We start from the raw sequence: 14,001 nt of genomic DNA on the forward strand, positions 1-14,001 counted from the left end.
CGGGTCGAACCCGGGCCGGCGCGGTCAGCCCTTCAGGCGATCCGCGATCGCGGTGCCCAGTTCGACCGGCGAACGGACCGTCGTCACGCCGGCTTCTTCGAGCGCGGCGTACTTGGCATCGGCCGTTCCCTTGCCGCCGGCGATGATCGCGCCGGCGTGGCCCATGCGCTTGCCCGGGGGCGCCGTGACGCCGGCAATGTAGCCGACCACCGGCTTGGTCACGTGATCGGCGATGAACTCGGCCGCCTGCTCTTCGGCCGTGCCGCCGATCTCGCCGACCATGATGATGCCCTCGGTTTCCGGATCTTCCTGGAACAGGTCGAGGCAGTCGATGAAGCTCATGCCGTTGATCGGGTCGCCGCCGATGCCGATGCAGGTGGTCTGGCCGAGGCCGGCGTTGGTGGTCTGGAACACGGCCTCGTAGGTCAGCGTGCCCGAGCGCGACACGATGCCCACCTTGCCCGGCTTGTGGATGCGGCCCGGCATGATGCCGATCTTGCACTCGCCCGGCGTGATGATGCCCGGGCAGTTCGGGCCGATCAGGGTGACGTCCTCGTAGTCGGCCAGGGCCGCCTTGACGCGCATCATGTCGAGCACCGGGATGCCCTCGGTGATCGCGACGATGATCCGGATTCCGGCGTCGGCAGCCTCGAGGATCGCGTCGGCGGCAAAGGGCGGCGGCACGAAGATCATCGATGCGTCGGCGCCGGTTTCCTCGACGGCGGTCTCGACCGTGTCGAAGACCGGCAGGCCCAGGTGCTCCTGGCCGCCCTTGCCGGGCGTCACGCCGCCGACCAGGCGGGTGCCGTACTCGATCGCCTGCTCGGAATGGAAAGTGCCCTGCGAGCCGGTGAAGCCCTGGCAGATCACGCGGGTTTTCTTGTTGACCAATACGCTCATTTTCGAATTCCCTCAGGCCGCCGCTTCGACGGCCTTCTTCGCGCCGTCGTTCAAGTCGTCGGCGGTGATGATCTTCATGCCGCTGTCGGCCAGCAGCTGCTTGCCCTGCTCGACGTTTGTGCCTTCCAGCCGCACGACCACCGGCACTTCGACGCCCACTTCCTTGACCGCGCCGATGATGCCTTCGGCGATCAGGTCGCAGCGAACGATGCCGCCGAAGATGTTGACCAGGATGGCCTGCACGCTGTCCGAGGACAGGATCAGCTTGAAGGCTTCGGTCACGCGTTCCTTGGTCGCGCCGCCGCCCACGTCGAGGAAGTTGGCGGGCTCGCCGCCGGCCAGCTTGATCACGTCCATCGTGGCCATGGCCAGGCCGGCGCCGTTGACCATGCAGGCGATGTTGCCGTCCAGCGTGACGTAGTTCAGGTCGTGCTTGCTGGCGGCCAGCTCGACCGGGTCTTCCTGCGACTCGTCGCGCATGTCGGCGAGATCGGGATGGCGGAACAGCGCGCTGCCGTCGGCGTTGATCTTGGCGTCGAGGGCGCTGAGATTGCCCTCGCCGTCGATGATCAGCGGGTTGACCTCGACGATGGCCAGGTCCTTGTCGATGAACAGCTTGTACAGGCCGTCCATGATCTTGGTCAGCTGGCGGACCTGCTTGGAGTTCAGGCCCATGCCGAAGCCGATCTGGCGGGCCTGGTAGGGCATGAAGCCGGCCGCGTTGTCGACCGCGACCCGGATGATCTTCTCCGGGGATTCCTCGGCGACCTGCTCGATGTCCACGCCACCGGCGGCCGAGCCCATGAAGACCACGGCGCGCTGGCCGCGATCCACCAGGGCCGACAGGTACAGTTCCTGCTTGATGTCGGTGGCCTCGGCGATCAGCACGGAATGGACCGGCAGCGCGCGGCCGCCGGTCTGGTAGGTCTCGATGGACATGCCGAGCATCGTGTCCGCGTACTCGCGAACCTCGTCGAGGCTCGAGGCCAACTTCACACCGCCGGCCTTGCCGCGACCGCCGGCGTGGACCTGGGCCTTGACCACCCACTGGTTGCCGCCGACCGCTTCGGCCGCCTTGACTGCTTCGTCGGCCGTGGTCGCCAGTTCGCCGCGCGGCACCGGAATGCCGTACTCGGCGAACAGGGCCTTGGCCTGGTACTCATGAAAATTCATGACGATTTCCTGTTCGGTTCGGAGAAGATTCGGGTCGAGCGGCCGGTCGAACGGAGGATCGAGCGGCCGGGCCGGACAGCGCATCGCCCGGCAACCGGCGAAATATAACAAACCCGCCGCCCCGGCGCGGGCCGACGGGCCGTTGCGCGTCGGTCCGGACCGCCTTCGGACGTTTGCCGGAACCGGCCGATCGGCTATAGTGGCGACGTTCGCGGGCAGCCCCCGCGAACCGCGTTTCCACGGCCCGGGGAGGCACGTTTGAGCGACCTGTTCCAGAAGACCGCTGCCGATCGCGACCTGACCCGTCGTTCGCTGAATTACCTCGCCCTGTTCCGGATCGGGCTGGCCGGCGTGATCGTCGCCGTGGCCTTCGGCGGCTTCAACACCGCCGTCGAAGCCGAATACAAGGTGTTCCTGGCCCGCGCCACGGGCCTGACCTACATCCTGGCCGCCTTCTCCTTCGCCTACTACCAGTGGCGTCCGACCTTCCCGTTCCAGGAACTGGCCCGCTTTTCGCTGGCCACGGACATCGTCCTGCTGCTGCTGGTGCTGCACTGCTTCGGCGGGCTGGGCAGCGGCCTGGCCATCCTGCTGATCTTCACCGTCGGCATCGCCGGCCTGCTGCTGCCGATCCGCACGGCGCTGTTCTTCGCCGCACTGATCTCCCTCGGCGTGATCGGCGAGGCCTGGCTGGCGATGAGCCAGGGGTCCGGCGACGCGCTGGTGCTGCAGGCCGCGATCTACGGCATCGCGTCCTTCGCCACCGCGCTGGGCTGTTCCCTGCTCGGCCGCTGGGGCCGCGAGTACCAGCTGCTGGCCGAGCGCCGCCGCAACGACCTGGTCGGCCTGGAACAGGTCAACGACCTGATCATCCGCCGCATGCGGTCCGGCGTGCTGGTGGTCGATGCCGAGCTGAAGGTCCGGCAGATGAACGAATCGGCCTGGTACCTGCTCGGCAATCCGTCGGTCAGCGAGGACCGATTGAACGTGATCGCGCCTGCGCTGGTCGACCGCCTGACGCACTGGCGCAAGACCGGCCGCTCGGAAGAGGAAGGGCTGCTGCTCAAGGCCACCCAGGCCGCCGTGGTGCCCCAGTTCGTGCGGCTGCCCGGGGTGCTCGGCGAGGCAACGCTGATCTTCCTCGAGGACACCTCGGTCGTCGCCCGGCGCGCCCGCGACCTGGCCCAGGCGTCCCTGGCTCGGCTGTCGGCGTCGATCGCCCACGAGATCCGCAACCCGCTCGGCGCGCTCAGCCACGCCGCGCAGCTGCTCGGCGAATCGCCGGACCTGCCGAAGCAGGACCTGCGCCTGATCCAGATCATCCGCGACCACACGGCGCGCATGAACGACATCGTCGAGAACGTACTGAAGCTGTCGCGGCGTGAGCGGGCCCAGATCGAGCAGGTCAACATCACCGACTGGCTGCGATCCCTGGCCGACGAGTTCCGCGACCAGGCCGGACTGCCGCCGAGCCGGGTCCGGGTGGAGGCGCCGCGCAACGCGATCACCGTGCTGATCGACCCCGGCCAGATGCACCAGGCCGTCTCGAACCTGCTCGAGAACGCGTTGCGCCACGCCGGCAGCGAGAATCACGAGCCGACGCTGACGCTGCGACTCAGCCCGATCCGCGGGCACCGGGAGATGGCGCTGGACATCATCGACGACGGGCCCGGCATTCCGCTCGAGAAACGCAGCCAGATCTTCGAGCCGTTCTTCACCACCCACAAGCAGGGATCGGGACTCGGCCTGTTCCTGGCCCGCCAGCTCTGCGACGCCAACGCCGCACCGCTGGAGTATGTTCAAATCCCCAATGCGGGGGCCTGTTTCCGTATCCTGCTGAGAAGAACCGGCCAGGACGCGGAGGCGGCCGCCCACCCCAAGCTTGCCAACGTCTGATCCGCGCCCAAACGAGAGATCGGTATCGCCATGAGCCAACCCCGTGCACTGGTCGTCGACGACGAGCCGGACCTTCGTGAATTGCTGGACCTGACCCTGACCCGCATGGGCGTCGAGGTCGAGACGGCCGAAGACCTGTCCGACGCCCGTCGCAAGCTCGGCGCCGGCGAGTTCGACTTCTGCCTGACCGACATGCGCCTGCCCGACGGCAACGGCCTGAGCCTGGTCAAGGAGATCAACCGCGATCGGCCGAACCTGCCGGTGGCCATGATCACCGCCTACGGCAAGGTCGAGGACGCGGTGACCGCGCTGAAGTACGGCGCCTTCGACTTCGTGTCCAAGCCCGTCGATCTCGAGGCCCTGCGCAACCTGGTCCGGACCGCGATCAAGCTCCGCCAGGACGACGCCGAGAAGTCCGCGCCCGCCGACGACGAAGCGGCCGCAACGCCGAAGAAGAAGGAAGCCGACGCGTCGGCGGACAAGGCGCCGGACGTGGATCGAAAGGCACCGGCCGCGGACTCGGACCAGCAGGCGGCGATCCTCGATCGCATGATCGGACGCTCCGAGAGCATCAAGCGGGTGCGCCAGACCATCGTCAAGCTCGCACGCAGCCAGGCGCCGGTGATGATCAGCGGCGAATCGGGCACGGGCAAGGAACTGGCCGCGCGCCTGATCCACGACCTCAGCCCGCGCTCCGAGGAGCCCTTCGTCGCGGTCAATTGCGGGGCGATTCCGTCGGAATTGATGGAAAGCGAGTTCTTCGGTCACAAGAAGGGCAGCTTCACCGGGGCCGACAGCGACAAGGACGGCCTGTTCGTCGCGGCCAACGGCGGCACCCTGTTTCTCGACGAGGTCGCCGACCTGCCGCTGAACATGCAGGTCAAGTTGCTCCGCGTGATCCAGGAAAAGCGCGTGCGGCCGATCGGCGGAAAGGAAGAATTGCCGATCGACGTTCGCCTGCTCTCGGCATCGCACAAGGCGCTCAAGCCGCTGGTCGAGTCCGGCGACTTCCGCAGCGACCTCTATTTCCGCCTGAACGTCATCGAACTGGCACTGCCGGCGCTCGAACAGCGCAGCTCCGACATTCCCCTGCTGATCGAACACTTCCTCGAGGTCATCGCCGAACAGTGGGGCGACCCTCCGAAGACCCTGTCCGGGGAGGCGCTCGACGACCTGTGCAAGCACTCCTATTCGGGCAACGTGCGCGAGCTGTTCAACATCCTGCAGCGCGCGGTCACCCTGTGCGAGGGCGACGAGATCCAGGTCGACGACCTGCAGCTGGAGCGGGCTCGCCTCGACACCGGCGACGACCTGCCGACCGATCCGGGCGACCGCAGCCTCGACGACTACATGGAAAACATCGAGAAGCGGATTCTCGAGAACGCCCTGAAGGACGCGCGCTACAACAAGACCGAGGCGGCGCGGCGGCTGGGCATCACCTTCCGCTCGCTGCGCTACAAGCTCGACAAGTACGGCATCGACTGAACGCCCGCGCAGCGGCGCCGCCGTCTGCAGACCCTTCCCCGGAAACGAGAACGCCGCCCGGTCGAAACCGCGCGGCGTTCTTTCGTGGCGTCATCCGTCCGGCGTGGGCGGGGCAGGACTCGCCGGACGTCAGCTGGCGGAAATCGAGGTCGTCTCCGTCGCGCTGTCGTCGCCCGTATTGATCCGGGTCTCGTTGCTGCCGGTCACGGTCGCGGTTCCGGAGATGGCGTTCGCCGCCGGCGTGGCGCCGCTACCGACCGCGATCTCGACGGTCAGTGCCGCGTCGATCGCGTTGCCGGCCTCGAGGGACGGGATCGTCCACACGCCGTTCGAGTAGCTGCCGAGGAAGTTCGAGCTGACGTTGGCGACGCTGACGTTCGCCGGCAGAACGGTGGCCAGATCGACGGTCACGTTCGACCCGTCCGACGGTCCGACGTTGCTGGCCTGGAAGATGTAGACCAGGGTTTCGCCGGGCGCGACCGGATCGGCCGACTCACCCGAGGTGATCACGAGATCGATCTCGCGATCCACGGTGGTCGTGACCGAAGCGGCCTCCGACGGGTCTGCGAGCACCTGGCTGGGATCGATCGACAGGTTGCCGAGGCCGGCGGCGACCACGTCGAGCGCGGCGGTCGAGGCATCGACCAGGTAGACCACGTCCACGGTTTCGGCCTGGCCCGCCGGCAGCAGGGCCAGCGACCAGCTCCAGGTGTCCGGTGCGGTCTGGACGATCGAACCGGCCGAGGCCACGATCGATTCGATCGTGGTGCCCGCCGGCGGCAGCGCGATGACCAGGTCGGCGCCGATGTTCTCGCCGTCGAAGGTGGCGTTCTCGTTGGTCAGGGTGAAGGTGTGCAGCAGGTTGCCCGGACCCGGGGCCGAACTGCCGGCGATGACCGTGGCCGGGGCGACGGCATCGATGGTCAGGGCAACGGTCTCGGGACCGGTCACGTCGAGGCAGCGGATCGGGTCGGAATCGGCGGCGATGGACACGTCGACGCCGGCATCCACCGGCGTCGCGGACTGGATGCCGAAGCAGAAGTTCTGCATGCCCGGCTCGTAGGAGTTGACCGTCATCGTTCCGGTCAGCTCGACCGGCAGCCCCGCCACGACGGGGGTCCAGGTGCCGCTGACCGGGTCGTAGTCGGCGTCCGGGATATCGAACACGATGTCGCCCGACTGGGGCAGCATCACGACGAATCGGATTTCGTTGTTGAGGTCCGACGGTCCGCGAGCCGGGTCCACGGCCAGCGAGAAGTCGACGTCCTCCGGGCCGTTCGTGAGGTCGACCACGGCGGCCGGAATGGAGACGGCGTCGACCACCAGCTCCGCTTCGCGCACGACCTCCAGGTCCACGCTGTCGGTGTTGTTGCCGAGGTTGACGTCGGACACCGACGGCGCATCGATCACCGCGTCGGACACGGCCAGCGCGCCGAGCGGTGCATTCGAGGCGGCCAAGTAGGCCAGCTCCATCTGGACCTGCGAATCGGCGGGCAGGTTGCCGATCGTCCAGGTGCCGCTGCAGTTGGCGTCGAAACTGAAGCCGTTGCCGCCGGACACCACGGTCGGGCACGGAATGCTCCCGTCACCGGGCACCAGCACGTCGACGTCGACGAACACCGAGTCCGCGTCGAGCTGGCCGGTGTTGCTGGCCGTCAGCACCATGGAGCGCGACGCCCCGCCGCCGACGATCTCCAGCGTCTCGCCGGCCGGCGCCGTTTCCCAGACCACGCCGAGATCGGCCACGATCGGCTCGAAGCCGGCGCCGAACACCGGCGTTCCGCCCGGTGCACAGACCAGGTTCGCGCACTCGCCGCCGGAGCAATTGGCGACCCGCGATGCGCTGGTCACGACCTCGAGCACGGCCGGGTCGCCCTGGATTGCTGCCAGCAGCTGGTTGATGGTGCCGTCGGATTCGATCACGTACTCGCCGAGCACGTCGCCGTCGTAGCTGTCGAGCGCGAACACGAAGTCGCCCGGCTGCGGAACCGGGAGCGTGACCTGCGGCCCGGCGGGGTTGATCACGCAGCGCAGATCGTCCCAGTTGGTCCGCACTTCCAGCCGCCGTGCAGCGGGCTGGTAGCTGATCTCGGCGATGTCGCTGTCGATCGAGAGCGGCGGCTGGCCGTCGATGCTCACCTGCACCTGGGCGACAGCCTGTCCGGCCAGCAGACCGGCCAGCGCGACACCGTGGAGAATAAATCGATTCATAAATTCAGTTCGCCAAATGTAATCAAGGGGTTGCATAACGGGTGCTATTATCTCACACACGCCTGTTAAAACCTCATTCAGGCACCGCGAAATCCCGGCCCGCGAGCCGGCCGCATTCTGCGCTGATCGTCACGCTTCACTCGCCTCGTTTCGAGATCGGCCACACATTTCGGGAGCCCTCGCGACACGTTCCGGGTTCCCGCACCCTCGTTATCCTATGATGGACACTCGAATCCCCCATTTGGTTCCCGGACCGGATTGCGACGAAAAATGAACGCACAGGCCGCCTTCGACTCCCCGACAACGAGCGCGGGGCCCGACTTCAACGCAGTCGACGCCGCGACGCTCGACGCGGCCCTGCTGATCGACGCCTATCGTTCGGTGCGATCCGCAACCGAGCGGCTGATCGCCGACCTGGGGCCCGAGGACCAGAACCTCCAGCCCATGGCGCAGGCCAGCCCGATCAAGTGGCATCGGGCGCACACCACCTGGTTCTTCGAGACCTTCCTGCTCGAACGGGAGCTCGACGACTGGAAGCCGCAGCACCCGGCCTACGGCGAGCTGTTCAACAGCTACTACAACGGCATCGGGCGCCAGCATCCGCGGGCCCGGCGACACCTGATCGCTCGACCCGACCAGGCCGAGGTCACCGCCTACCGGGACCGGGTCGACGATGCGATGGTCGACTGGCTGCAAGGCCTCGACGAGAAGGGCATCGAACGGGTCGCCGGCCGGGTGATTCTCGGCCTGAACCACGAGCAGCAGCACCAGGAACTGATCCTCACGGACTACAAGGCCTCGATGCCGGACAATCCGCTGGCGCGCACGCTGGGCCAGCACCCCGATCCGGTCCGGGCCGGCCGGGTCGCCGACGCGGGCTGGCGGTCCTTCGACGCCGGCGAAACCGAGATCGGACACGCCGGCCCCGGGTTCGCCTTCGACAACGAGACCCCGCGTCACCGCGCCCTGCTCCATCGACCGTTCGCCCTGGCCACCCGGACCGTGACCTGCGGCGAATGGGCCGAGTTCATCGCCGACGGCGGGTATCGGCAGCCCCTGCTCTGGCTGGCCGACGGCTGGGCCTGGCTGCAGGAGAACGACGTACGGGCGCCGCTGTACTGGCACGACGACGGCACGCTGGAAACGCTGGCCGGACGGCGCGAGCGCCGGGCCGACGACCCGGTGACCCACATCGGCTTCTACGAGGCGATGGCCTACGCCGAATGGGCGGGCGCCCGGCTGCCGACGGAGGCCGAGTGGGAGCACGCCGCACGCGAAGCGCCCATTGCCGGGCACTTCGCGGACGCTGGCCGCTACCACCCGGAACCCGCGGGCGACGACGGCGCGCTCTGCCGGCTGTTCGGGTCGGTCTGGGAGTGGACCCAGTCGGCCTACCTGCCCTATCCGGGGTTCGAGCCCGCGCCGGGCGCGGTCGGCGAGTACAACGGCAAGTTCATGGCCAACCAGATGGTGCTGCGCGGCGGCAGCTGCGCCACGCCGCCGGGCCACGTCCGTCCCAGCTACCGGAATTTCTTCTATCCTGTCGACCGTTGGCAATTCACCGGTCTGCGACTGGCCCGGAGCGAATAATGGATTCCGAACACCCGAGCGCGGCGTTCCTGCGGGACGCCGTCGACGGACTGGGCCGCCCCCAGCCCGAGCTGCCCTGCAAGTACCTCTACGACGAGCGCGGATCGGCGCTGTTCGAAGCGATCTGCAGGACCCGGGACTACTACGTCACCCGGGCCGATCTCGCTCTCCACGAAGCACACCTCCAGGACATCGTCGACCGGATCGGCCCCGAAGCGCACATCGTCGAGTTCGGATCGGGCGCCGGCATCAAGATCCGCAGCATCCTCGAGGGCTGCGATCGGCCCCGGGCCTACACACCGATCGAGATCTCCGGCGAAGCGCTGGACGCGTCGGTCGAGGAACTGACCCGCCGCTTCCCGAACATCGAGATCCTCCCGCTGCAGGCCGACTACACCCAGCCGGTCCCGGACGAGGTGCTTCAGCTCGACCCTCCGGCCCGACGCCGCGTGGTCTACTTTCCCGGATCGACGATCAGCAACTTCACCCACGCCGAGGCGGTCGACTTTCTGGTGAGGATGCGACGCATCGCCGGTGCCGGCGGCGGCGTGCTGATCGGCGTCGACCTGGTCAAGGACGCCTCGACGCTGCGCGCAGCCTACGACGACGCCGACGGCGTGACCGCGGCGTTCAATCGCAACCTGCTGGTCCGCCTGCGCGACGAACTCGGCGCCGATCTCGACCCGGATGCCTTCGAGCACGAAGCTCGCTGGAACGACGGCGAGGAACGGATCGAGATGCACCTCGTCGCACGCCGCGACACGGCGATCGAGCTCGCCGGCCAGCGCTTCGACTTCGCCGCCGGCCAGTCGATCCACACGGAGAACAGCCACAAGTACTCGATCGAGAGCTTTCGGGCGCTGGCCGCGAAGGCGGGCCTCGCGTCGATCCGGACCTGGACCGACCCCGAGGGCCTGTTCAGCATGCATTACCTCGAGAGCGCCTGACCGCCGGCGCGGTGGCCGGGCTGCAGTTGGCGGACCGAGCCGCCGGCTGTCGGCGCGGCTCGTCGGTGCCCTGCGTCAGCCGGCGTCGCTCGCGGCCGCGCCCGGGGGCGGCAGGGGTTCGGGTGCCCTGCCCTGTTCGAGTCGAAGGGCATTCCGGTAGCAGCGAGTGGCCGCATCGAGCTGGCCGGCGCGATCGTGGACCCGCGCGAGGGCCGCGAACGCGCGGGCGTCTGGGCGCGCGCGGACGGCCTGTTCGAGATGCTCGCGTGCTCGTTCGTCGTCGCGGTGGTCCAGATACAGGCGACCCAGCGCACGATGCAGGGCCGCCGAGTCCGGCGACTCCCTCAGCCACTCCCGACAGGCCCGGATCCGGGCCGCACGATCGGCCTCGTCGGCCTCGGAGTACAGGTCGAGCAGGTCGTCGTCGAGCTCCACCGCGAGCAGGCGACGCAGCTCCGGCTCGGCCAGCTCGGCGCGGTCGAATTCCAGTGCGCGACGCGCGAACGCGGTCACCACCTCCGGATGCTGCTTCAACGCCGATTTCAGCGAGCGCCATGTGCCCTGGAGCTCGCCGACGTCGCCGGCCTCAGCCAGCTCGCGCGCGGCGGCCAGGCGGACCAGCCCGTCGGCGCGTTCCGCGTCGACCAGGCCGGCCTTGTGCAACGCCGGCACCAGCAGGCGCACCTCGTGCCAGCGCTCGGTCTGCTGATAGGCCTGGAGCAGCAGGCGGAGCACGCCCTCGTGCTTCTTCTTCTTCAGGTGCAGGTCTTCGAGCACCGGCACCGCGTCCTCGGCCTGGCCGTCGGCCAGCAGCAACCGGGCGCGCGTCAGCATGGTGATGAAGTGCTTCTGGCCGAACCTGCGATCGGCCTGCTCGAGATACAGGTCCCTGCGCTGATCTGCCGACTGGCCCTGGGCCGCGCGCGCGGCCGCCAGGTAACCGGCGGTCGAATCGCGGCGCTTCAGGGCCCGACCCAGCGATCGCTCCGCATCGGCCCAGCGGCCCTCGGTGAGCGCCATCAGGCCGCGATCGAGGTTGCGACGGTCATTGGCTTCGCGCAGCCGACGGGCCGCTTTACCCGGCGCCCGCAGCACGGCAACGGTCAGGGCCAGGACCAGCCAGGAAAGCAGGACCGCTCCGACCAGCACGAGCAGCGACATCTGCAGCCGCAGTCCGCCGGCTTCGATCAGCACCAGCCCCGGGTCCGCCATCAGTCGCGGCGCCAGCCAGGCCCCGCCGATCACGGCAACGGCCAGCAGCACCAGCGCCGTGACGATCACCGCGAACCGCTTCATCGCGTCGACTCCGGGCGAGTCGTCTCGAGGCCGGCCTCGACCGCCGCCGCGGCGGCATCGAAGGCGTCCGGAACGCCCGGCTCGTCCGGTTCGCGAGCCAGCTCGTCGAGCTGCTCCAGCGCCTGCCGGACAACGCGCGCCTCCGTGTCGAGATAGGCGCGGAGATCGGCGGCGGCCCGCTCGATCAATACCGTCGCCGTGTCATGGTCGGAGCGCGCGGCGGCCACGGCGGCGGCGGCAAGCGCCGCGCGGATCCGCTCGCGGGCCCGGTCCACCTCGGCCGGGTTCGGCGCCGCGTCATCGAGACGCTCGACGCGGACCAGGCGGCCGAAGGCCGAGCCGACCCGTTCGCGCCAGCCCGCTTCGTCGTCGCGCTCGGCGGAATCCGGGCGCTCGTTCGCACCCGCCGTCGTCCCTGCCGGTCGGACTGCCGGCCATGCGTCGACCGCGGCGGCCAGCGCATCCAGGCGCTGCACGCGGCCGGCGGTATCGGTCGCCTCGAGGGCACGGGCCGCCTCGACCAGACGATCCAGCGCGTCGGCCGCCGGCGCGGGTGCTCCGGCCACCGCTCCGACCTCCCGCAGCCGCTCCGCGGCGCGCGACCACGCGGCCCGCGCCGCGTCCACGTCGCCGTCGAGTTCGAGCCGGTCGCGTCCTTGCAGCAGCAGGGCCCGCGCGTGGACCAGGGCCAGGCGTCGCGCACTCTCCCGACCGGCCTGCTCCAGGTCGTCGCCGAGCGTACCGAGCCGCTGTTGCAGCCCCTCGACCCGCTGCTCGATGCGCTGTTCGAGCGCGGCCATGCGCGCTTCGAGGCTGGCCTCGGCGCTGGACTGGGTGCCCTCCAGCCGACCGACGCGCCGGGTCAGGGCCTCGACCTGCGATGCGCCCTCGCCCATCGATTGCTGGATCGAGCGTTCGACCGATTCCGCGATCGACCCGTCCATCGCGTCGAGGCGCTCGGCGAGCGCATCGACCCGGGCGGCCAGCGCGTCCAGTTCGTCCAGCCCGGACTGCAGCGGATCGATGCGATCGGCAAGGCGTTGCTCGAGCCGGTCGGCAAGCTGCCGATCCAGCTGGCGCACGTCGTCGGCGGAGAGTGCGTTCGCGGACCGCCCGTCGCTGCCCTCGCCCCAGTACGGGCGGGTTGCCAGGACCAGCGCGGCGATCGCGGCCAGCAGGGCCAGCACCGCAATCCCACGGCCGCCTCCGCGCCGGGACGGCGCCGGCTTGCGAGATGCGTCTTCCGACGCGCTTCCGGCCGAGCCTTCCGACGCGACGCCCGCCTCGTCCTTGCCCCCTGTCCGGGTCGTTTCGGTGGCCTCGTCGCCCGGCTCCGGGTCGGTGCCGGAAGCGCTCGGACCGGTGGCGTCCGGGTCGGTTTCGCTGGACTTGCGTTCGCTCATCGGAATGATTCGAGGTTCGACCGACCCCCGATGCTACCGGAACTGCAGCGGTGGCGGGGTCAGCGAGCGGCCAGGGTCGTCAGCGCGCGGTGCATCGCGTCCGGGGACGCGCCATCGGCGACTTCGATTTGACCGGCACCCAGACCACGCAGCGCATCGGCGAGGCGGCGAGAGGACACGACGAACCCGCCGGCCAGCCAGCGATCCCGCAGCGCGGCCCCCAGTCCGCGATCGAGCCCGGCCAGGGCGGCGGCGCTCGACAGCAGCGTGATCGTCGGGCGTTTCCGGTCCAGCGCCGCGACCAGCGCATCGGACGGCGCCACGGCTTCTCGAAGATAGGGCGCGAGACGCACCACCTCCGCACCACGGCCGCGCAGCGTATCGGCAATCAGGCGCCGTCCGCCGGGAGCCGCGAGGATCACGACCCGCCGGCCCGCAACGCGATCGGACGCGAGCTCGGGCAATTCGAGCACGTCTTCGCTGGTCCCGCCGGACCGGGGAAACTGCACCCGGGCCTGGCCTCCCGAACGATCCGCCAGGCGCGCTGCCGTGCCGGCGCCGGGCGCGATGAGTTGCGCTTCACCGAGCCGCCCCATGCCGAGCACGTCGGCGGCGACGTCGGCCGCGTGCGGGCTGGTGAGGACCAGAACGTCGACCGGTCCCTGCGCCTCGAAGGCGGCGGCCAGCGCGTCCTCGTCGACCGGCACGCGCCGCTGCAGCGGGCAGGCCAGCGCGTCGAAGCCGTCGTGGGCCAGTCGCTCGACGAGGCCGCTGTCGTCCGGCGCGGCGCGGGTCACGACGACCAGCGGCCTCGCGTCGGATCGGTCGGGAGTGCGCGGCGTGGGGGCGGCGGTCAAGGAAGCGGTCACGCCAGCCGGTCGGGCCATCGCGTCTCGCGGTGGCTCACCGCGATCGAAACGAACGAGGCCCGCTGCGCGCAGCGGGCCTCGGGGATAGATTCCGGGTGTCTGACATTGCCGACCAACGTGCAGGGGGCTTGCGTGTTGGCGTTGGCAGTAGGGGGACGCACATCAATCAACAACGTCGTGGGCGACACCCGGAAAAGCGAATCGTGGTCTAGCCTGTGGGCCTGGTCGGTC

10 protein-coding genes are annotated in these 14,001 nt (G+C 69.3%); 4 read left to right on the forward strand and 6 right to left on the reverse strand.

Translation table 11 applies throughout. The features are described from left to right. Positions 1 to 24 precede the first annotated feature (24 nt). Complete coding sequence (gene sucD, locus KUV67_02905) at positions 25 to 900, reverse strand: succinate--CoA ligase subunit alpha (GenBank protein MBY6203819.1); 876 nt, start codon at positions 898 to 900, stop codon at positions 25 to 27. A 12-nt stretch (positions 901 to 912) separates the two neighbouring features. Next, the gene (gene sucC, locus KUV67_02910) at positions 913 to 2,073 is read right to left on the reverse strand and encodes an ADP-forming succinate--CoA ligase subunit beta (GenBank protein MBY6203820.1); all 1,161 of its coding nucleotides are present in this window, start codon (positions 2,071 to 2,073) and stop codon (positions 913 to 915) included. Positions 2,074 to 2,331: 258 nt separating this feature from the next. On the opposite strand from sucC, the gene KUV67_02915 reads away from it, so the two are divergent. Together KUV67_02915 and KUV67_02920 are read left to right on the forward strand one after the other, a co-directional pair. After that, entirely contained in the window at positions 2,332 to 3,969 is a 1,638-nt protein-coding gene (locus KUV67_02915) for an ATP-binding protein (protein ID MBY6203821.1), read from the forward strand. Between the two features lie 30 nt (positions 3,970 to 3,999). Continuing rightward, on the forward strand, positions 4,000 to 5,454 hold the full coding sequence (locus KUV67_02920; GenBank protein MBY6203822.1) for a sigma-54 dependent transcriptional regulator: 1,455 nt from the start codon (positions 4,000 to 4,002) through the stop codon (positions 5,452 to 5,454). Positions 5,455 to 5,583: 129 nt separating this feature from the next. Here the strand turns inward: KUV67_02920 and KUV67_02925 are convergent, their stop codons facing one another. Next, positions 5,584 to 7,665, reverse strand: coding sequence for a DUF11 domain-containing protein (locus KUV67_02925; protein MBY6203823.1), 2,082 nt, complete (start codon positions 7,663 to 7,665; stop codon positions 5,584 to 5,586). A gap of 270 nt (positions 7,666 to 7,935) precedes the next feature. Here KUV67_02925 and egtB point away from each other — a divergent pair, with 270 nt between their 5' ends. After that, positions 7,936 to 9,255 (forward strand): ergothioneine biosynthesis protein EgtB, encoded by a 1,320-nt coding sequence (gene egtB, locus KUV67_02930; GenBank protein MBY6203824.1) that lies wholly within the window; start codon positions 7,936 to 7,938, stop codon positions 9,253 to 9,255. Then, positions 9,255 to 10,202, forward strand: a complete 948-nt coding sequence (gene egtD, locus KUV67_02935) for an L-histidine N(alpha)-methyltransferase (GenBank protein MBY6203825.1) — start codon at positions 9,255 to 9,257, stop codon at positions 10,200 to 10,202. The genes egtB and egtD overlap by 1 nt, the downstream gene beginning before the upstream one ends. 75 nt (positions 10,203 to 10,277) lie before the next feature. On the opposite strand, the gene KUV67_02940 is transcribed toward egtD, so the two are convergent. Genes KUV67_02940 through KUV67_02950 form a run of 3 tightly spaced genes read right to left on the reverse strand, consistent with a single transcriptional unit; the run spans position 10,278 to position 13,770 of the window. Beyond that, the gene (locus KUV67_02940; protein ID MBY6203826.1) at positions 10,278 to 11,498 is read right to left on the reverse strand and encodes a hypothetical protein; all 1,221 of its coding nucleotides are present in this window, start codon (positions 11,496 to 11,498) and stop codon (positions 10,278 to 10,280) included. Then, complete coding sequence (locus tag KUV67_02945) at positions 11,495 to 12,901, reverse strand: uroporphyrinogen-III C-methyltransferase (GenBank protein MBY6203827.1); 1,407 nt, start codon at positions 12,899 to 12,901, stop codon at positions 11,495 to 11,497. Before KUV67_02945 ends, KUV67_02940 begins: the two co-directional genes overlap by 4 nt. A gap of 59 nt (positions 12,902 to 12,960) precedes the next feature. After that, positions 12,961 to 13,770: a uroporphyrinogen-III synthase gene (locus KUV67_02950; protein MBY6203828.1), complete on the reverse strand. Its 810-nt coding sequence runs from the start codon at positions 13,768 to 13,770 to the stop codon at positions 12,961 to 12,963. Between the last annotated feature and the right edge of the window lie 231 nt (positions 13,771 to 14,001).

It is taken from the genome of Halomonas denitrificans (assembly GCA_019800895.1).
GTDB lineage: Bacteria > Pseudomonadota > Gammaproteobacteria > Xanthomonadales > Wenzhouxiangellaceae.